Source organism: Actinophytocola sp. (assembly GCF_035634895.1).
GTDB lineage: Bacteria > Actinomycetota > Actinomycetes > Mycobacteriales > Pseudonocardiaceae > Actinophytocola.
This window is the reverse complement of record NZ_DASQCC010000179.1, coordinates 1-19012: the sequence shown is the minus strand read 5'-3', so window position 1 is coordinate 19012 and position 19012 is coordinate 1. Positions and strand designations below refer to the sequence as shown.

Here is a 19012-nt window from a genome sequence, read left to right as displayed (position 1 = left end):
TGCTCCGGCGACAGCTGCGCCGGCATCCGGTCACTCTTGCGTGGACTCACAACATCAGATGTCATCACTCACAGTGCCCATCCCGCCGGACCTTCGGCCCGGCGTGTCGGGCCGAACACACCGATCTTGAAACAGTCCCGGACCTGCACGAAACCGCAGTTCAATGTGTGCGAACGCGGGACTCGGTATGCGCGAACGCGGGACTCGCGGGGGGTTAGGTCAGGTTCAGGTAGTCGAGTTCGGCGTAGCCGGTGGTGGTGGGGGAGAACGGGGCGCCTTTGGCCAGTCGGATGGTGTTGTAGCCGGCGTGGAGGTTGACGGTGGTGGTGACCGTGGCGAACTGGGCCCAGCCCGCGGTGGGTGGGTAGCTCACCGTTGACCAGGTGCCGCCGTTGTAGGCGAGGGCCTGGGTGGAGGTGGTGCCGGTGCCGTTCGCGTAGGCGATGGTCATCGTGTAGGTGCGGGCGGTGGGTACGTTGACCATGAAGTCGACGTAGCTGTCGTTGCGCGGGTTGCCCGAGTTGTCGATGCGGCCGACGTAGCCGCCGTTGGACGCGTTCGGCGCAGTGAGGCGCGTCGCGCGGAACACCGACGCGTTCTCGGCCTCGTACCGCTGCTGGTAGGCGGGCACACCGCTGGTCGGCTCCACCACGAGGTGGTACGCGCTCGTCGCGGACATGTTGGGCACCGAGACCGTGAGCTGTCCGTTCGAGACGGTGAGGGTCGAGGACGAGACGGTCGTCGGCGCGGTCACCGCGGTGAACCGGCCCGAGGCGGGCGTGGACTCCAGTGTCACGCGGACGCTCGACCCCAGCGCGCCGAGTCCGTTCAGCTGCACCGAGTTCGTGCCGGCCTCGTCGCCGAACACGACCTCCACGCGCCGCCGGGTCGAGTCGTACGACGCGAAGCCGTCGATGCCGCTCTGCGCGGGCGGCGTCGTGGACACCATCTGGCCGGCCATGTCGCCGTACCACTTGTAGAGCCACCACGTGCCGGTCGGCAGGTTGTTGTTGACCACCAACCCGTTGACGGTGCCGTACTCGAACCAGAACGCGCGGTCGGCGGCGTACACCCCGGCCCGCTCGAACTTCGCGACGTAGTTGGCCACCCGGCCGGGCACGTCGACCTCGTCGGTCCAGGCGTACTCGTTGATGAAGACCTGCCGGGGGCTGATGCCGAGCGAGGACTCCAGCGAGCGGTAGGCCGCGACGTCGCCGGCGACGGCCGCGCTGCTGTGGTTCAGCTCGTGCCAGATCACGAGGTCCGGCAACGTGTTGGTGTTCTTGGCGTTGGTGAGGAACGCACGCATGCTGTTCGCGTTCCAGCCGGAGTAGCCGGGGCCGGCGACCGGGGTGACCGTGTCGCGGGTCCTGATGCGCTGGACGGTCCGCGTCCAGCCGGCATTGAAGTCACCGGCCGCCGCCGTGTTCCAGGTCCAGTCCGGCTCGTTCCAGATCTCCCAGGCGGCCACGTTGCTCACCGACGTCGCGTTGAGCCGGGCGGTCACCATGGTGTCCACCTTGGCCAGCCAGTCGTTCCAGCTCACCCACTGGTACGGGAAGTTCGGGTAGATGTCCGGCATGCGGACGACCTGGGCGGCGCCGGCCCGGTCCGCCTGCGCGGCGACCAGGAGCGCGTCACCGCCGGGCGGCTGGCCGTTGGGCCGCTGCCCCACGCCGGGCGGCGGCTGGGTGAGCGTGTTCATCTTGATGGGCAACAGAGTGCTGTCGGCCGGCCGGTTGTTCTCGGCCAGCGCGTACAACCCACCGGAGGCCATGTGGGTGACCGGGCGGAACGGCGCGGCGACGTTGACCACCAACGTGTGGCCGGCTGCCTGGGCCGGCACTGCTGGCAGGAGCGCGGCGGCGACCGCGGTGGTGACGGTGAGCCCGAGGAGACTTCGTCGTGACATCGGGTACCTCGCAGGGATAGCAGGTGCAGGGTCATCCCGTGGTGACGGGGATCCAGACCCGCATCGGGCCGGGAGTCCGGTTGCCCCACAGGAAATACGGGATGGCAACGAGTTCGAGCGGCCGCGTGGTCAGCTCGACCGACGCCGGGTACAGCTCACCCGACGAGGCCTGCTCGACCGCGCCACTCGTGGTCAGGGTGACGGGAACCGCCGGCAACCGGCCGGGCGTGATCGGCGCGCCGGCATCGATCCGCACGTCCTCTAGCGTGACCCCCGCGGGCAGGTCGGCCTGCTCCAGTGCGTAGACGAGCGGCCCGCGCGCCAGCGCGACGCAGCCGCGCACGGCGTCGATCCTCGGGTGCGGGCGGACGATCCTGGGCCACATGGGCAGGTCGAGCCTCACCGTGGCGCCGGCCGACCAGTCCCGCCGCACGCGGACGTAGCCGCCGTCGACCTCCGCCGGCGAGCCGTCGAGCGACACTTCCGTTGCCCAGGCGGGCACCCGCAGCGACAGTGTGATCGGCGCGGCGGTGGTGACCGTGACCACGACCCGACCGTCCCACGGGTAGTCGGTGCGCACCTCCGCGTGGACCTCCGCGCCGTCCACCGCGGTCGTCACGGACCCGGCCGAGTACAGGTGCAGCTGGAGCCCGCCGTGGTCGGTCGTGGCCGCGTAGCCGGACAGCGATGCCAACAGGCGGGCCAGGTTCGGAGGGCAGCAGGCGCACGAGTACCACGGCAGGCGGTCGGACGGCGCGTCCTCGTGCGAGCCGTCGTGGCCGGTGCGCAGGTGCAACGTGTTGGCGTAGAAGAAGTGCGTGCCGTCGAGCGCGGTCGAGCCGGCGATCACGTTGTACAGCGCGCGTTCCATCTCGTCGGCGAACTTCGGCTCCCCCGTGGCCAGCAGCATCCGCCAGTTCCACTGGAAGCTCGCGATCGCGGCGCACGTCTCGCCGTACGCGCGGTCCGGCGGCAGCTCGTACGGGTCGCCGAAGGCCTCGTCGCGGTGCCGCGAACCCTGCGCGCCGGTGAGATAGGTCCTGGCGCCGAACGCGTCGTCCCACAGCCGGCGCGCGGCCGCGAGCAGCGAGTCGTCGTGTGTCTCGACGGCGACGTCCACCATGCCGGCGAGCAGGTAGAGCTGGCGCACGACGTGCCCGGTCACCTCGTCCGCCTCGCGGACCGGCAGGTGGTCCTGCAGGTACGCCGGTCCGAACCGGTCGCCGTCCAGCAGCCCGCGGCCACGCAGGTCGATGAACCGCTTGGCCTGCAAGAGATATGGCTCGTGCCCGGTCACCCGGTACAGCTCCACCAGCGCGGTCTCGATCTCCGGGTGCCCGTCGACGCCGTCGATCCCGCCGAACCGCTCGACGATCAGGTCGGCGAACCGCCTGGCGACCGTCACGACCTCCGCGCCGACACCGGCACGCACGGCGGCGACGGCGGCCTGGATGAGATGCCCGGCGCAGTACAGCTCGTGGCTCCAGTGCGGCTTCGTCCACCGCTGGTCCGGCTCGACGAGCAGCCGGTACGAGTTGAGGTAGCCGTCCTCGTTCTGTGCCTTGGCGAGCAGCGCGCCGGTGGTGTCCACAAAGGTCCGCAGCTCGGCGTCGTCCGGGGTGCGGCCGAGCTGCCAGGCGGCGGCCTCCAGGGTCTTGTAGACGTCGGAGTCGGCGAACCACATGTTCTCGAAGCCGCCGTCGGCCTCGCCGGTGACGCGGCGCAGGTTGACGAGCGCGCCGTGCGTCTCGAGTTGCCCGACGCAGTACGGCAGCGAGCGGTCGGCGTTGCGCCGCTGCCAGTCACCGAGAAAACCGGTCGTGAACGTCACGCCCGACAGGGACACCGGCCGTAACGCGGAGGCCGCCGAGGACGTTGGGTCGACCGGACCTGGGATGGTCATCGAGCCTCCTTCAGCCCTTCAGGGCGCCCGAGGTGAAACCGCGTACGTAGTACCGTTGCAGGAAAAGGAAGACCACGACACACGGCAGCGCGGACGTCGTCACGCCCGCCTGCAGCGCGCCGAAGTCGACCGAGCCGAGGTTGCCGACCGACAGGTTGAACAACGCGACCGGCAGCGTGAACTTCTCGCCGTCGGTCAGGAAGATCAGGGGTGCGACGAACTCGTTCCACGCCGCCAGGAACGAGAACAACGCGATGGTGACGATGCCGGGCAGCACCCCACGCAGCAACACCCGCCGCAGCGCGCCGCCGACCGTGCAGCCGTCGATGAGCGCCGCCTCCTCCAGCTCGACCGGCAGCGCCTCGAACGAGTTGCGCATCATGAACAACCCGAACGGCAGCTGGAGCACGGCCATGACCAGCCCGAGGCCGACGAGCGAGTTCTGCAGCCCGAGCCAGCCCAACAGGATGTACAGCGGCACCAGGATCGTCGTGTACGGCACCATCAGGATCGCCAGCGTCACGATGAAGAGCAGGTTGCGGCCCGGAAAGGCCAGGCGTGCCATGGCATAGCCGCCAAGCGTGGTCGTCACGACGGTCACGGTCACCGCGACGACGGCCACCACCAACGTGTTGACGAGGTAGGTCCCGATGCCGAAGCCGGCGAGCCGGCGGTAGTCCTCGACGCCCCAGCCTTCCGTGCCGTCGGCCCGGCGCCCGTGCACCGACGAGTAGGCCGTCCACGCCATCGGGAACAGGAACAACACGGCGAGTGCGGCGCAGGTGACGTAGAAACCCGTTCTGCGCATGGCTATCGTCCCTCGCGCCGGATCAGCCGCAGCTGCGCGACGTTGAGCACGATCAGCACGGCGAGCGTGGCCACGGACACCGCGGCCGCCCGGCCGAGGTCCTGCGACAGGAACGCCTCCCGGTAGATGTCGATCACGACGGTGGCCGTGTCGTGCCGGCCGCCGGTCAGGATGAAGAACTGGTCGAACGCGAGCAGCGAGCCGGTCACCGACAGCACCATCGTGAGCGCCAACGTGGGCCGCAGCAGGGGAAGCGTCACCCGCCACATGATCTGCCACCGGTTCGCGCCGTCGATCCGCGCGGCCTCGTACAGTCCCGGGTCGATGCTCTGCAGACCGGTCATCAGGATCAGCATGTAGAAACCGGCGAACCGCCAGGTGATCATGCCGACGGACGACCCGAGCGCGCTGCCGTTGGTGCCCAGCCAGTCGAGGTGGCCGAGGCCGAGCCACCGGACGAGCTGGTTGAGCGGGGACGCGTCCGTCTGGAACATGCTGTAGAACAACAGGCTCGTCGACGCGAGCCCGACCGCGCTGGGCAGGAAGAAGACCGTGCGGAACGCGCCGACGCCGGGCCGGTCGCGCTGCACCAGCAACGCGAGCCCGAACGCGACGAGCCCCAGCACGACGGTGGTGACCACCGTGTACCGCAGCGTGAACCAGACTGCCCGCAGGAACAACGGATCCCGCAGCGCGCTGTAGTTCGCCACGCCGTTGGGCCTGGACGCGCCGAGCAGTGGCCAGTGGTTGACCGACATCCACACCAGCAGGATCAGCGGGATGACGAAGAGCAACAGCACGAGCGCGGCCATCGGCGCCGAGTACAGCAGTCCCAGCCTGCGCCGGTGAACCGGCGCCCGCCGGCGTCGGCGGGGTGCCGGCACCGGCCGGGCCGGCACCGGCAGCCTCGGTGGCGACAAGGACACCACCTGCTCAGCCACCACTCGACAGGGACTCGGTGATCGCCGCGTTGTGGTTCCGCAGTGCCGTGGCCGGGTCGTCGCCGCCGAACACCGCGTCGATGACCGTCTGGGTCCACGGACCGTTGGGGTCGTTGAACGTCTTGCCGAAGTTGACCGAGATGGGCGTCTGGCCCTCGCCGGCGAGCTTGTTGAACACACCGAGCCGCGGATCCTGCCTGGCGTAGGTGTTGTCGGCGAGGTCGGCGCGGACCGTGATGTTCTTGCTCCTGGCCACGACGTCGACCTGCGCCTTCTCCGACAGCGTCCAGGAGATGAAGTCCCAGGCCGCGGCCGCGTGCTGGCTGTTCGAGCTGATCCCGAGCACGTCCCCGCCGACGAACGACGACGAACCGCCGGTCAGCCCGGGAATCGGCGCGACCCCCACCTGGAGGTCCGGCCCCTCCTTGATGCCCTGCAGGGCGGTGGCGCCCATCGGCTGGATGCCGACCCGGCCCTCGCCGAACAGCTGCGTCCAGGTCGTGCCGGACTCGTTCTTCGCCGACTCCGGGACCACGCCCTCGTCGTACAGCTGGCGCAGCACGCCGTACACCTTCGCGGCCTCCGGATTGTCCATCGTGGACGCCGTGCCCTGCTCGTTGAGCACGGTGCCGCCCGACGCCCAGATCATCGGCCAGCTGGTGAACAGCTGGCAGCCCGGGCAGGCGCCGCCGAAGAAGTAGCCGCTGACTCCGCCGCCGAGCGCCTGGATCCTCCTGGCGTCGGCGACCACCTCGTCCAGAGTGGCCGGTGGCTTGTCCGGGTCGAGACCGGCCCTGGTGAACAGGACCTTGTTGTAGAACACCGCGGACAGGTCGATGTCGTGCGGGACGCCGTAGTACCGGCCCTCGTAGGTGGCGGTCTTCATGTGCGCGGGCGCGAGCTCGTCGGCGAAGTCGAGCTGCTTCACGCGCGCGGTGATGTCCAGGTAGACGCCCTTGGCGGCGTAGTTGGGGGCGTAGACGACGTCGGCGGCGAGGATGTCGGGGAGCTGGTGCGCGCCAGCGGCCGTACCGACCTTCTGCTGGTAGGAGTCGGCCGGGAAGACCGTGAGCTTGACCTTGTTCCGGTGGCCGGCGTTGTAGGCGTCGATCAGGGTCTGGCTGAACGTGGCGGTCGGCGAGCGGGTCCACATCGTGATGGTCGTGCCGTCGTCGACCGACCCGGTGTCGCCGGCGGAGGAAGTCGCCGGCCCACTCTGGCAACCGGCGAGAAGTAGGGCACCGGCCAGGAGTGCGGCCGCGTGTGTGCGTGAACTCATCGTGCCCTCCGACACCGCGTTGAGCCTTCGAGGAGTGATGAGGAAACTACGGAAACCGGTTTCCGTCAACCTAGGCGCGCCGACAGAGAGGTGTCAAGAGCGATGCCTGCGCGGTTCTGCCCGGCCCGCCCGGCACACCCAGGGTAAGCTGCGGCAATGCCACCGCGGAAAGCCACGGAAACTGTTGGAAACTTCGACCGGCCTGCGACGATCAGCGATGTCGCCATGCTGGCGGGTGTCTCGGTCGGCACGGTGTCGAAGGCGCTCAACGGCCGCGGGTCGCTGCGCACGGAGACGCGGCAGCGGGTGCTGTCGGCGGCAGAGCAGCTCGGGTTCCAGGCGAACAAGGCGGCGGTGGCGCTGAACTCCGGCCGCACGTACACGGTCGGCATGATCACCACGGACACGATCGGCCGGTTCAGCATCCCGCTGCTGATGGGCGCCGAGGACGCGCTCGGCGCCGGCGAGATGTCGGTGTTCCTGTGCGACGCCCGGGACGACCGGATCCGCGAGCAGTACTACCTGCGCACGCTGCTGAGCCGGCGGGTGGACGGCATCATCGTGACCGGCCGCCGCACCCAGGCCCGGCCCCCGATCGGCACGGACCTGCCGATCCCGGTGGTGTACGCGTTCATCAACTCCACGAACCCCGAGGACTGCTCGGTCGTCCCGGACGAGGCCGGCGGCACGGCGAAGGCGATCGACCACCTGCTCGCGGTCGGCCGGCGGCGGATCGCGCACATCACCGGCCCGGAACACCACCACTCGGCGCTGGTGCGGGCCACCGCGGCCTCGTCCCACCTCGCCGAGGCAGGCCTGGAGCTGGTCGGTCCCCCGATGTTCGGCGAGTGGAGCGAGGCGTGGGGCCGGCAGGCGGTGCGCATCCTGCTGTCCCACGAGTTCGACGCGGTGTTCTGCGGCAGCGACCAGATCGCCCGGGGCGTGGCGGACGCGCTGCGTGCCGTCGGCCGGCGCGTGCCGGACGACGTGGCCCTGGTCGGCTTCGACAACTGGGACGTGATGACGCTGGCCTGCCAGCCGCCGCTGACCAGTGTGGACATGGAGCTGGAGGAACTCGGCCGCACGGCGGCGAACCTGCTGCTGGCGGCGATCAACGGCGAGCCGGCACCGGGCAGGCACACGAACCCGTGCCGCCTGGTGATCCGGGACTCGACGACGGTCCCACTGGCTTAGTGTCCCGCGCCGGGCTCGCGTGGCCGGCGGCGCTACCGGGCGGCGCGGACCGTCTCGCGGTCGGCGGCCGGTACCTCGTGCCGCGCGTCGGCGTCGCGGGCGCGGGCGAGCTGGGCGACGCCCCACCCGGCGACCACCGCGCAGCCGGCGGCGATGACCATCTGGAACGGCGTGGTGCCGAGGTGTTCGCCGAGCAGGAGCACGCCGATCGCGGTGGCCGAGGCCGGGTTCACCAGGTTGGTCATGGCCAGCGGTGCGGCGAGCCCGTGCCGGTAGGACCGCTGGGTGAGCACGGTCGCGGCGATCGCGAAGACGACGATGGCGACGACCCCGAAGATCATGATCGGCCGCAGCAGCACGCCGGCGCCGGTCTCCCGCACGGACACCACGACGGTCTGGCACAGCGCCGAGCAGACGGAGTACGCCACCCCGCCGGCGGCGGCCTCGTAGAGGCTCGACGCGCCCGGCCGCCGGCCGAGGAACCCGAACGCGCCGACGAACACGATCGTGGCGAGGACCAGGGCGACCAGCTCCCCGGAGGCCAGCGTGCGGGTCGTGCCCGGCGTGGTGATGAGCAGCGCGAGCCCGGTCAGGCCGATCACTGTGTAGGTCATGCCGCTGAGCTCGAGCCTGGACACCTTGCGCTTCGCGGCGGACGCGGCGAACGGGACGGCGATCACGAGGGTGAGCACGCCGAGCGGCTGGATCAGGGACAGCGGCCCGAAGCCGAGCGAGGTGACGTGCAGCGCGGCGCCGATCCCGTTGAGCGCGAGCGCCAGCCACAGGACCGGGATGTGGACCAGCTCGCGGATGGTGAGGTGGGCGTGACGGGCCTGGATGAGCGCCGCGGCGGCATAGGCGATGGCGACCAGCACACAGAGCGCGATGGTGATGATCAGGTTCGTCATGCCACTCTCTCGGTTCGCCCGACTGAAGCGTCCACGATCGGACGTGCCGAGGGCCCGGCCACGGCCGGTCTCGATCACGAGGGTAGTCGTTCGGCCGCGGCCGTGTCGGTGAAACCGCCCCGCGCACCCGCACCGGCGAGCGGGCGAGCACGGTCAGGTGAGGTGTGTGAGCGCCTCGGCGACCACGCGGACGGACGGGCGGCGACCGCCGACCGGCTCGTGCTGGGTCAGCCAGCGGACCGGGCCGGAGGCCGTCATGCTCGGCGGCAGCGGCACTCGGCAACCCGACGGCAGCTTGCCGACCTGCGTGGGGAACGGCAGCGCGGACTCCACCTCGGTCGGCTCCAGCAGCACGATGACGCCCTGCTGGCCGGGCAGCTCGATCACCGGGCAGGACAGGTCCATGCGGCGCAGCAGGGCGACCAGCTCCTCCGCGAGGGTGGTCGGCATGCGCAGACCCCAGATGTCGTCGTCCAGCTCGACCACCAACTGGTCGCCGTCGACGCTGGTGGGCCAGCCCAGCTCCAGCCAGTACTGGTGGGCGGCGTGCCGCAGCAGGTCAACGGTGTCGAGGCCGAAGTCGATGGTCATCACGCCGCCGCCATGAGGGACTCGCCCGCGCGCAGGGTGCGGAGCGCCTTGTGGACGCGGCTCTTGACGGTGCCGACCGGCACGCCGAGGACCGACGCGGCCGCGACGGCGGTCCGGTCGGCGAAGTAGACCTCGACCAGCGTCTCGCGGTGTGCGGCGGACAGGTGCTCGAGGACCGCGACGACGTCGATGCGGGTCTCGACCTCCTCGCAGGGCGCGACCGAGTGGACGGTGTTCTCGATCTCGTGGTCGGGCAGCTCCACCTCGGTGGGCCGCGCCTGCCGCCTGCGGTGCTGGTCGACGGACACGTTGTGGGCGATGCGGATCAGCCAGGACCGCAACGACTCGATGCCGGCGAGGCGGTCGGCGTTGCGCCAGGCACGCAGCCACGTCTCCTGCACGATGTCCTCGGCCGCATGCCGGTCGCCACCGGTGGCACGCGTGGCGTACGCGAGCAGGGCGGCGCCGTGCGCCGCGACGACACTCTCCATGGTGGTCATTTCCGTTTCCTCTCCCCGCCTGCGGGTACTGAGGACGACTCTGCCGCCACCGGGCGCAATAGGCAGTGGGCCTGTCCCTCCGCCTGTGGGGGTGAACCATCGAAGGCGGGTAGGGATGTCCCCCGAGTGCCTCGGCGGGCCGCTGACAAGGCAACCTGCGCCGCCGCCACACGTCGGCGGGGACGGGTCACGAGCTCAGCATGCCCTCCGCCGTACGGGCCAGGACCTCGCACGCCGCTCGGTCCCGACCACCCGTGCCCGGCCGCTCGGCGTGCGCACGCCACCGCCGTACCGCGTGGTCGGCCGCCTCCAGGATCTGCTCCTCCCCGGCGTCCGCGGACAGGCCCAGCCGGGCACGCGAGTCGGTGCCGCGGGCGCCCAGCAACCGCACGGCCTCGACGGCCGCGCCCCACCCGGCGCCACGCAGGAGGTGGGTGTCACCGCGTTCCAGGTCGTCGAGGAGATCCAGTTCGGCTATCTCGTGGGTGCCTGCGCCGATTCGGTCGATGCCCCAGCGCAGCGGGTGGTCCGGCGGCAGGACGGACGCCAGCTCCCGCACCGTCACGATCGCGCGGCGGGCGGCGATCACCGGGCTCCAGGTGATCACCGTGCGAGCCAGGTCGGCGAGGCTCATCGACTCGCTCAACGCCACCCGTTGCCGACCCCAGCGCAGTGCGGCGCGGAACGCGGGAGTGGGCGGCACCAGGCACAGCACCGCGTCGATCGAGCCCCGGGGACCGTCGTCCGCCAGGAACTCCTCGGCCAGGGACTGGTCCGCGACACCGACCACGTCCACGACCACGACCCCCACCGCGGACTCGCTGGGGCTGCCCGGCGCCCGCACCACGGCCACGCGGGGCGGGCCGGCCAGCCGTTCGGCCACCGCGGCCCACCGCGCCCGGTCGGGGCCGCCGGCCGCCACGGCCTGCCGGACCAGGTTGCTCACCCGCCGGTAGAGACCGTTGTGCCCGAACCTCGGTGAGTCGAAGACCACCGGGTGGGCCCGCTCCGGCAGTCGGATGCTGACCACCGCCGCGCCGTCGGTCACCGCGCACCGCATCGAGCCGCCCAGGACGGCCAGTCGCTCGGCGTCGTGTTCGAGGACGGTGTGCAGGTCGCTCACCGACAGCTCGCTGGCCGGTGCGGTGACCACCACCCGCAACGCGTCCTCGCGGCTGAAGTCCACCGCCACCGCGGCATCGCCCTTGGTGCCCCCCAGCACGTTCAGCACGGCGGCCACCGCGTGGTAGAGACCGGACTCGATCTCCCAGCCGACCCGCCTGCCGAGGTCGCCGTCGAACCGCACCGGTCTCGGCAGCGTGGCCGCCAGCTCCTCCAGCGCGGCCCGCGGGCCACGGTCGGGCAGGATCGACGGGTACACGCCGCGCACGACCGTGCGGAACTCGTCCAGCAGCTCGTCCAGCGACTCCCGCACCTGCTCCAGCTCACCCGCGCTCGAGGAGCTCTCGGTCAGCGACTCGTCGAGGCGGCGCAGCCGGCGGCGCACGTCGTCGAGGTCGCGCAGGGTCGTGGTGGTGATCGCCTTGACGAGGCGGCGCCGCTCCAGCTCGCGAACCTGCGCGAAACGCTCCCGGGCGGTACGCACCTCGACGCGTAGCACCTCGGCGCGGGCCTCCGCGCGGTCCCGGTCGACCCGCAGCCGGTCCAGCCGCGTCGCCATGCCCAGCCAGCCGGCGGTCTCGCGGAGCACGACCTGCTCACGATCGCCCCACCGTTTCGGCTCGGCGACGAGCACGAACCCACCGTCGGCGACCGGCTCGCGGGCGGTCTCGGTGAGACCGGTGAGCGCGGGCGCGGGCCACGACGCGATGACGGCCAGCTCCGGACCGACACAGTAGGCCGCCTGCCCGCCGACGACTCCTGCTAGGTTGCGGATGAGAGCGGTGACCAAGTCTTCTGGGGACACGGTCGCCGCGATCTCGTGCGGACGCAGGCCCCGCTTCAGCAACGCGTCACCGCCAACCACCCGACAAGGGTGCTGGGACCGGTGGTGAACGCACAAGGGTGCCGTCCCCGCGACCGGGTAGGGATATCCCGACAGAACTGAATGTTACTGTATCTTTGTTTGCTTGGTTTTGACTTCGCTTGACCGGCAGCGCGGAGGCCTCGTGAGATACGGCGTCGGTATCGACCTCGGCACCTCGTTCACCTCGGCCGCGATCAGTGGGCCACACGGCACGCACATGGTTCCGTTGTCCCCGGCCGTGGTCGTGCCGTCGGTGGCCTATCCGGCCCCCGATGGCACGGTGCTGACCGGGCCAGCGGCACTGGCCGCCGCGGCCGACCCGGCACGCGTCGCGCGGGGCTTCAAGCGGCGCCTCGGCGACCCGACCCCGCTCGTGCTCGGCGGCGCCGGCTACTCCCCCGCCACGCTGATGGCGGCACAGCTGCGTGACGTGCTCGCCACCGTGACGAGATACGTCGGCGCGCCGCCCACGTCGATCGTGCTGACCTGCCCGGCGATCTGGGGGCCGTACCGGCGCGAGCAGTTCGCGGAGGTGCCCAAGCTGGTGGGCGTGCCCGAGTTCCGGTTGATCACCGAGCCGGAGGCGGCGGCGACGCACTACTCGGCGGAGCGGCGCCTCGGCGACGGCGAGGTGGTGGCCGTCTACGACCTCGGCGGCGGCACGTTCGACACGACCATCCTGCGGATGCGTTCGGGTGACATGGAGATCCTCGGTGTCCCGGAAGGCATCGAGCACATGGGCGGCACCGACTTCGACGAGACGCTGCTCGCGCACGTCGACGACCGCCTCGACGGGGCGGTCAGCGGGCTGGACACCGTGGACCCGGCGGCGGCGACCGTGGTGGCCGAGATCCGCGCGATGTGCGTGCGGGCCAAGGAGGAGCTGTCGGTCGAGCCGGACGTCACGCTGACCGTGCCGCTGCCCGCCGGGCCCCGCGAGCTGACGATCACCCGGCTCGAGTTCAACGACATGATCAGGCCGTCGGTGAAGCTGACCACCGATGCCTTGCGCCGCACCATCTCCTCCGCCGGCATCCGCCCCGACGACCTGTCCGCGGTGCTGCTGGCCGGCGGCTCCTCACGCATCCCACTGGTGTCCCAGCTGGTGTCGCAGGAGTTCGGCAAGCCGGTGCGGATGACGCTGCACCCGAAGCTCACCGTGGCGCTCGGCGCGGCCGCGATCGCCACCCGGACCAGCGCGGTCCCCCTCATGGCAACCCCTGCCCCGGACCCCGAGCCGGCGTTCCCCAAGCCCCGCCCGAGGTTCCTGCCACGCAAGCGGTTGGTGCCGTTGGTCGCCGCGGGTGTCGCGGTGGTCGTCGCGGCGGTCACGACGGTCCTGCTCGTCACGGGTGGACTGTCCTCGGGGTCCACCGCCACGCCACGGCCCCAGCCGATGCGGGTGTTCGACACCGGGGTGGTCAAGCCGTGGATCGGGTTCATCGCCTCGGCGGAGAACTGGGGCGGCACCGAGATCGGCACGACGGGTGCGCAACAGGGACCGATCGCCGCGAGGCTCGACGGCAAGGGACTGCGGGTGACCTGGCGCGGCACGGCCGGGCAGGTCTACCTGCAGGCCGACTCCGGCACCCGCGACCTGACGTCCTATGTGGATCACGGCGCGCTGGTCTTCGACGTGGTGGTGCACGAGCCGCCGACCGCGAAGACCGAGGTGGCCGTGCACTGCGTCTACCCGTGCGGCGCCGAGGTTCCGGTGACGGAGCTGCTGCGGAAGCTCGGGCCGGAGAAGAAGTCGACGGTCAAGATCCCGGTCGCCTGCTTCACCGCCGCCGGGCTGGATCCCAAGCGGGTCAACACGCCGTTCCTCGTGTACACCGACAAGCCCTTCGACGCCACGTTCTCCGCCGTCCGCTGGGACGCGAACGCCGCGGCGGACCGGGACGCCGTCTCCTGCGGCAACCTGCACTGAGGCTGACCCTGCACTGACGTAGACGCGCCGACGCGGCGGTGGCCGGTGCACCCGGTCCCCGCCGCGTCAGGAGTTCGGTCCCCTCAGGACCGTCCGCGGGGCGCTCAGGCCGCCGTCAGTGCGTCGCGCAGGGCCACGAACGCCTCGTACTCGGCCTTCTGGTCGACGGGCAGCTGGTAGAAGGCGGCCGTCAGCTTCGGGACCGACGGGATGATGCCGAGGCGGAACGTCTGACCGTCCGTCGTCTTGATGACGAAGCGGCCCTGAAGGTCGCGCTTCTTCACCGAGGCGCGGTTGGCGTCCGTGATCGTCAGCGGGCTGCCGGCCGTCACGGTCCCGCCGTTCTCGTCGATCGGGACGATGACGAGCTCGGTCCGGCCCGGGTGGAAGCCGACGACGAAGTTGCTGATGGTGGTCCTGCGGAACACGATGTAGTTCTTCTGCTTGATCTCGGCGCCGTACACCTTGGTGTAACCCGAGCCGTTCTCGACCACCGAGTCGAAAGCGGCGTGGATGGCCGCCTTCATCGCTTCCTTGCTCGCCACTGCGATTCCTCCCAGACGTGCGCAAATACGTGAGTGAATTTCACGTGTGGGAGCGCACATTACACCCGGGATTCGCGGTCATCCGCCCACCCCTGTGACGAAATTACTCGCTCTGTCCCGCCGCGGCCGCCCGGACCGCGTCCGCCAACACCCGCATGGACCGTGGGGCGCCAGGGTTCAGCAGCACGTCGACACCCCGCGCCGGTAGGGCCTCGGCCAGCTGGGCCAGCGTGACGTTGCGCCATCCGGCCGCCTCGACGCGGTCGCGGTGGCCGTAGGAGGTCGTGACCAGCACCGAGGGGGCGCCGTCGGGTGCGCGACGCACGATCGCGACGCCCTGCTCGTCGAGGGCAATGGCGAGCGTGACATCACCCAGCACCTCGGGCAGCTGGTCGGGGTCGAACTCGCCGCGGGCGAGGAGACCGAGCACCCCGTCGACCGGGTCGAGCGGTGAGTCCTTCGAGGACGGCAGGTAGAGCGGGTTGGGCTGGAACCGGCCCCGGACCCCGTCGGTCACCGGCCACGCGCCGATGATCGAGGTCACGGGCGTGTCCTGCCCCTCCTCGGTCGGCTGCCACGCGGAGTCGATCAGGAAGTACACCCCGCCGGTCGACTCATCGGTTGCCGCGGTCATCTCGGGACTCCACTTCGGACGGGCGGGCGGGCACCGGCATCGACATGGTCTCCATCAGCCGCGAGAGCCACGGCAGGTCGGTCTCGTCGAGGTCGTCGTCCGGCGTGCCGGACCCCGCCGGCTCCTCGACCGGCACCGGGCCTGTTTCCCGGGGCGGCGCCGGCTCGGGCGTCAGGACCGGCACCGGCTCAGGTGTCAGAACCGACGTCGGCTCAGGTGTCAGGACCGGCACCGGCGCGGGTGTCAGGACCGACGTGGGCTCCGGTGTCAGGACCGATGTCGGCTCGGGTGTCAGAACCGACGTCGGCTCGGACTCCTGGGACAGCGCCGGTCCGGCGTCCTGTGCCGGCGCGGGCTCGGCGGGCGGGGCGGGCCGGTCGCCGGTGCGGGCCAACCCGGCCAGGGCCGCACCGGACAGGGCGGTGCTCGGCATGAGCCTGGTCGCGACCCGGGTCTCGTCGTCGAGGCGGCTCACCAGACCCTCGGCCACCTCCCGGAGGTGGTCGGCCCTGGCGGGCTCGGTCGCCTCGTACAGGAGCAGCGTGTGCGCCGGGTCCAGCGGGGTGGACCGGACCCCGGCCGGGTCCGCGATCTGTTCCGCCGGCCGGATCCACAGCCCGGCGCGGACGACCTCGACCACGACGTCCTCGGCGTACCAGTACACGCCCGGCGAGACCTCGCTCAGGCCGTCGACCGGTGGCCGGTAGGCGGCCAGGCGCGTGCCGCCGCCCGGCCGGTGGGTGAAGGCCTGCGCGAAGGTGTTCCAGCCGAGCGAGCCGTCCTGGCGCAGGGTCAGCACTTCGCCGGGGCCGGTCGGGATGCCGTTGTAGCAGAACACCTCCACGCCCAGCGCGTCCGCCAGGTCCTGGCCGAGCGCGGTGCCCGGCAGCGCCACGCCGCCGTAGTGGACGAACCTGGGCGCGACCGGCAGCGTGCGGCAGAACGCGGCGATGTCGGCGAGCTCGAGGTCCGTGACGTCCCGCGCGCCGACGACGACCAGGGGTGCGCCGGGCAGGCCCGGCAGCGTCCGCAGCCTGGCACGGCCGGTGGTGACCGCGTCGCCGCCGACGTCCGGCCGGAGCCACATGCCGGCGGTCAGCGGCTCGCCGACGCCGCGGAAGCCGGCCGCGCGTACCCGGCCGAACTCGACGGAGTCCCAGGCGGGGCGGGGAAACCGCTTGCCCTTCCAGACCGGACCCTTGTCCCGCTCGAACTCCACCCACCCGCTCTGGTCGACCGAGTGCACGAACAGGGTGTTGCCGAGGTGGAGTGCCGTGCCGTAGGGCGCCACGACGGTCCGCCCGGTCCGGTCGGCGAGCCACTGCCACACGTGCGGGGCGATCTCCCGCGGCAGCCGGCCGGGCACGATCCGCATGGGCCGGCGCCCCCGCGGCAGCGCGGCGGCGAACGCCTTCCACACCTCGAGGGGGGACACCGGCGGCAGGTCCGCGACGACGAGGACGTGGTCGGGATCGGCTGGCAGCGACCGCGCCAACGCCTCTGCCTCGGCGGTGACACCGTCGGCGTCGTGCACCACCGTCGCCTCACCGAGCCTGGTCCGGGAGAGACCGGCACTGGCACGCACGCCGATCCGGGTCAGCAAGGACATCGAACTCCCCTTCGGTTCACGGCTCACGCCACATTCGCACGGGACCACCGCGCTCGTGGCGCACCGCGACCGCGGCGAGCACTTCGCCGGACTTCCCCTCACGAACGCCGGGGCGGGCGAAGTCGGGTTGGCGCCGGCCGTGGCCTTCCCGAAGTACCTTTCGGGACGTCGAGGGTCCCGGAAGGGACCGTCAGGACGTCGCCGCCGGTGGGGCGGCATCGCCGGCCCCATCCCCGGGGGCGGGGTCGGTGACCGAGAGGCGGACGGTGTCGGCCGTGAGGCGCGTCGACGCCGGCGCGCCGGGGTTGATGAGCACGTCAACGCCCTCCGGCGGTAGGGAGGCGGCCAGCTCGGTGACGGTCACGTCGCGCCAGCCGGGGGTGTTCACCCTCGTCCGGTGCGCCGGGGCGGTGGCCACCAGCACCGACGGCACGCCGTCCGGGGCCGGTGCCACCAACGCGATGCCCTGCTCGTCCACGGCCACCCCGAGCAGGACGTCCCGCAGCGCCGACAGCAACTCCTCGCCGGCCGTGGGGCCGTCGTCGCCGTCGGCGGCCACCAGGCTCTGCAGTGCGGCGTCCACCGGGTCCGTCGGCAGGCCGGGCTTGGACGGCTGGTAGTTCGGGTTCGGCCGGAACAGGCTGATCTCGCCGTCGTCGCGGAGGAACCAGCCGCCGATGACCGCCTCGATCGGGGGCTCGTCGCCCTCGTTGGCCGGCCGCCAGGCCGGATCGATCATGAATGACCAGTCACCCATGGCACCCCCTTTCAGGCGAAGCTGATGACGTGCACGGCAAGCGGGTCCGGTTCTATCACCGGGTCCGGTGTACGCGCGTCGACCAGCCGCACGTCGTCACCGTCCTTGACGGCCACCAGCAGGTTACCGACGGTCTCGCGTCCCCTGCCGTCCCTGCGCCGCAGCCAGACCAAGGCCTTCGCGCCGTTGGGCAGGTCCGCCAGCGCCATCAGCGCGTCACCCCAGTATGGGTGGGTGCTGGTGCGCCGGATGGTGCCGAGCTGCTTGGCCGTGGGTTCGAACCAGGTCGCCTCGCCGGGGTCGGGGGGTTCCGGGAGGTCGTCCTGGCCGGCGTCCCAGGCACGAAGCCAGTTCCACGGGTCGTCGTAGGGCAGCCCGAACGGCTCGGCGCCGGCCGCCTTCGGCACCACCAGGGCCGCGTCCAGTAGCTGGTCACGCCAGTCACCGGTGACCAGGAACCGCTTGGTGGCACAGGCGAACAGCCAGCCACGCGCGGTCTCGTCGGCGGCGGCCGGGTCGACGAGCGTCACGGCGCCACCGTAGGCGCCCGCCAGCCAGCTGGTCGCCTTGTCGACCGCGGCGGCGAGGTCCGGCGCGGCCACGAGCGTCGGCATGACCGGGCCGGCGTGGTCCGCGCGCCGGAACCGGGCCAGCACGAGCTCGCCGACCTCGTCGTCGTCCAGCCAGGCGGGCGCGCCGGCCTGCCCGTCGATGACGACGGCCTTGCCGTCGTCGTGCCACGCGTAGAGGAGGTGGCCGGTGAGGTCCGTCTCGGCCACCCGCCTGCGCAGCCACACCACGCCGCGCGTGCCTGGCCCGCCGGCCACGATGGCCGAGGTGACGTCGTCCCAGGTCTCGCAGGTGGCGACCTCGGCGGTCGGGAAGTGGCGGAGGAGCAAGCGGTCCCACCAGCCCGGCGCCTCGTCCTCGGGCCGCCACGGCAGCGCGGAGGCCGGCCGGCCGTCGACCGCGGCGTCCGTCGCGACCAGACAACCACGCGCGTTGACCCGCCACCGCCACTCATCGGTCCGCTCGGCGGACAGCGGGTCGGCGTTGGCGACGGGGAACGGCTCGGCGCCGTCCTTCGGCACCGCGAGGGTCACGGCCAGCAGGGGGCCGGGCGCGTCCGCGTAGGCGCAGGCCACCAGCCAGCTCCGTTCGGTCTCCAGCACCGGCTGGCCGCCGTCGACCTCGACCAGGCCGCCGTAGACCTGTTCGAGCCACCCGGCGGCGAGCCGTACGGACTCGTCGATCATGGCCCGAACCTCCGCCTCAGCCGCTCCTGCTCATCGTCCCAGGCCGCCTGGGTGGGGTACCTGGTGCCCGGGGCGGTACCGCGCGTGTTGCCGTAGGGCGAGCTCTGGTACGTGTCGTACCCCTTGTTGTCGAGGACGCCGACGTACACCCGGCCGCCCCGCGCCTTCGCGAACGCCTGGTCGCGGGCGAAGTGGGCCTCGTTGGTGAACCCGGAGCTCCACAGCGCCGTCATGAACGAGTCCGACCAGCGGCCGGCC

General features: G+C 71.6%; 17 protein-coding genes. 2 read left to right on the top strand and 15 right to left on the bottom strand.

Annotated elements, in window-relative coordinates:
• Positions 1-214: 214 nt before the first annotated feature.
• The 5 genes from VET29_RS26440 to VET29_RS26420 are packed head-to-tail and all read right to left on the bottom strand — an operon-like array spanning position 215 to position 6843.
• On the bottom strand, positions 215-1912 hold the full coding sequence (locus VET29_RS26440; RefSeq protein ID WP_324925189.1) for a carbohydrate-binding protein: 1698 nt from the start codon (positions 1910-1912) through the stop codon (positions 215-217).
• A 31-nt stretch (positions 1913-1943) separates the two neighbouring features.
• Complete coding sequence (locus VET29_RS26435; RefSeq protein WP_324925187.1) at positions 1944-3815, bottom strand: glycoside hydrolase family 127 protein; 1872 nt, start codon at positions 3813-3815, stop codon at positions 1944-1946.
• Between the two features lie 10 nt (positions 3816-3825).
• The gene (locus VET29_RS26430; RefSeq protein WP_324925185.1) at positions 3826-4623 is read right to left on the bottom strand and encodes a carbohydrate ABC transporter permease; all 798 of its coding nucleotides are present in this window, start codon (positions 4621-4623) and stop codon (positions 3826-3828) included.
• 2 nt (positions 4624-4625) lie between these two features.
• The gene (locus VET29_RS26425) at positions 4626-5564 is read right to left on the bottom strand and encodes a sugar ABC transporter permease (protein ID WP_324925183.1); all 939 of its coding nucleotides are present in this window, start codon (positions 5562-5564) and stop codon (positions 4626-4628) included.
• On the bottom strand, positions 5557-6843 hold the full coding sequence (locus VET29_RS26420) for a sugar ABC transporter substrate-binding protein (RefSeq protein ID WP_324925181.1): 1287 nt from the start codon (positions 6841-6843) through the stop codon (positions 5557-5559). The genes VET29_RS26425 and VET29_RS26420 overlap by 8 nt, the downstream gene beginning before the upstream one ends.
• A gap of 156 nt (positions 6844-6999) precedes the next feature.
• On the opposite strand from VET29_RS26420, the gene VET29_RS26415 reads away from it, so the two are divergent.
• The gene (locus tag VET29_RS26415) at positions 7000-8037 is read left to right on the top strand and encodes a LacI family DNA-binding transcriptional regulator (protein WP_324925179.1); all 1038 of its coding nucleotides are present in this window, start codon (positions 7000-7002) and stop codon (positions 8035-8037) included.
• A gap of 32 nt (positions 8038-8069) precedes the next feature.
• On the opposite strand, the gene VET29_RS26410 is transcribed toward VET29_RS26415, so the two are convergent.
• The 4 genes from VET29_RS26410 to VET29_RS26395 form a co-directional block, all read right to left on the bottom strand.
• Complete coding sequence (locus VET29_RS26410) at positions 8070-8945, bottom strand: hypothetical protein (protein WP_324925176.1); 876 nt, start codon at positions 8943-8945, stop codon at positions 8070-8072.
• Positions 8946-9098: 153 nt separating this feature from the next.
• Positions 9099-9536 (bottom strand): hypothetical protein, encoded by a 438-nt coding sequence (locus VET29_RS26405; RefSeq protein ID WP_324925174.1) that lies wholly within the window; start codon positions 9534-9536, stop codon positions 9099-9101.
• Positions 9536-10036, bottom strand: coding sequence for an RNA polymerase sigma factor (locus VET29_RS26400; protein WP_324925173.1), 501 nt, complete (start codon positions 10034-10036; stop codon positions 9536-9538). Before VET29_RS26400 ends, VET29_RS26405 begins: the two co-directional genes overlap by 1 nt.
• A 187-nt stretch (positions 10037-10223) precedes the next feature.
• Positions 10224-12023, bottom strand: a complete 1800-nt coding sequence (locus tag VET29_RS26395) for a hypothetical protein (RefSeq protein ID WP_324925171.1) — start codon at positions 12021-12023, stop codon at positions 10224-10226.
• A 142-nt stretch (positions 12024-12165) separates the two neighbouring features.
• Between VET29_RS26395 and VET29_RS26390 the strand changes: the two genes are divergently transcribed.
• Positions 12166-13953, top strand: a complete 1788-nt coding sequence (locus tag VET29_RS26390) for an Hsp70 family protein (RefSeq protein WP_324925169.1) — start codon at positions 12166-12168, stop codon at positions 13951-13953.
• A gap of 104 nt (positions 13954-14057) precedes the next feature.
• Here VET29_RS26390 and VET29_RS26385 read toward each other — a convergent pair whose 3' ends face one another.
• The 6 genes from VET29_RS26385 to VET29_RS26360 form a co-directional block, all read right to left on the bottom strand.
• Complete coding sequence (locus tag VET29_RS26385; protein WP_324925167.1) at positions 14058-14498, bottom strand: hypothetical protein; 441 nt, start codon at positions 14496-14498, stop codon at positions 14058-14060.
• A gap of 103 nt (positions 14499-14601) precedes the next feature.
• Positions 14602-15132, bottom strand: coding sequence for a type VII secretion system-associated protein (locus VET29_RS26380; protein WP_324925165.1), 531 nt, complete (start codon positions 15130-15132; stop codon positions 14602-14604).
• On the bottom strand, positions 15113-16741 hold the full coding sequence (locus tag VET29_RS26375; protein ID WP_324925163.1) for a hypothetical protein: 1629 nt from the start codon (positions 16739-16741) through the stop codon (positions 15113-15115). Before VET29_RS26375 ends, VET29_RS26380 begins: the two co-directional genes overlap by 20 nt.
• Before the next feature lie 190 nt (positions 16742-16931).
• Positions 16932-17498, bottom strand: coding sequence for a type VII secretion system-associated protein (locus tag VET29_RS26370; RefSeq protein ID WP_324925161.1), 567 nt, complete (start codon positions 17496-17498; stop codon positions 16932-16934).
• 11 nt (positions 17499-17509) lie between these two features.
• Entirely contained in the window at positions 17510-18754 is a 1245-nt protein-coding gene (locus tag VET29_RS26365) for a YrhB domain-containing protein (protein WP_324925159.1), read from the bottom strand.
• On the bottom strand, positions 18751-19012 hold a 262-nt coding region (locus VET29_RS26360; protein WP_324925157.1), incomplete at its 5' end, for a hypothetical protein. The genes VET29_RS26360 and VET29_RS26365, both read right to left, overlap by 4 nt.